General features: G+C 64.4%; 1 protein-coding gene. It reads left to right on the forward strand.

All coding sequences use genetic code 11. The annotated features are described in order from the left end of the window. The first annotated feature begins 192 nt into the window (after nt 1-192). Nucleotides 193-1,008, forward strand: coding sequence for a triose-phosphate isomerase (gene tpiA, locus AC1DBQ_RS23455; protein WP_476930774.1), 816 nt, complete (start codon nt 193-195; stop codon nt 1,006-1,008). Nucleotides 1,009-1,073: the final 65 nt, after the last annotated feature.

Raw genomic sequence — 1,073 nt, forward strand, 5'->3', positions numbered from 1 at the left:
GCGCAAGCCTGGAGTACCTTGAAGGCAAGGAACTCCCCGGCCTGAGCGTCMTMGACCGCTAGAAGCACTGACCGCTAAAAGCACCGGCCGCTAAAGCAGCAGCCGCCAGGCAATCCAGCCGGCAGGGTGACCGTCCGCAAGGGACCGGGCACCCTGCCGGCTGCTCATACCATCAGCACTCTTKGAGATCACGTGACCACGTCAACCAACGGTAAATTCGACCGCAAGCCCTTCATCGCCGGCAACTGGAAGATGAACATGGACCACGTCCAGGGCATCACCCTCCTGCAGAAGCTCGCGTGKACCCTGTCCGACGCCAAGCATGACTCCAGCCGGGTGGAGGTTGCCGTCTTCCCGCCGTTCACAGATCTCCGCGGTGTCCAGACCCTCGTCCAGGGCGACGAACTCGACGTCGTCTACGGCGGCCAGGACCTCTCCCAGTTCGACTCCGGCGCCTACACCGGTGACATTTCCGGACAGTTCCTCGCCAAGCTGGGTTGCAGCTACGTTCTGGTCGGCCACAGCGAACGCCGCACCATCCACAACGAGTCCGACGACGTCCTGAACGCCAAGACCAAGGCCGCCTTCCGGCACGGCATCACCCCCGTCCTGTGTGTCGGTGAAGGTCTCGAGATCCGCCAGGCCGGCACCCACGTGGACCACACGCTCGCCCAGCTGCGCGCCGGCGTCGAAGGCCTCACCCCGGAACAGGCCGCCGAACTCGTCGTCGCCTACGAGCCCGTCTGGGCCATCGGCACCGGGGAGGTCGCGGGCCCGGAGGACGCGCAGGAAATGTGCGCCGCCATCCGTGCCGAGTTGTCCACCCTGTTCKGTGCCGACGTCGCCGCCAAGACGCGCCTGCTCTACGGCGGTTCGGTCAAGGCAAACAACGCGGCGTCGATCCTGAAGGAGCGCGACGTCGACGGCTTGCTGGTCGGCGGTGCCAGCCTGGACGCTGCGGAGTTTGCTAATATTGTCAGGTTCGAGAGTMACCTGCTGACGGATTAGTCCGGACACAGGTTTGGMCCCCGCAATCCAATTCTTCTGAAAGGCCGTCGTGGACGTTCTTCATG

Source organism: Arthrobacter sp. 10T413_2, from assembly GCF_056394205.1.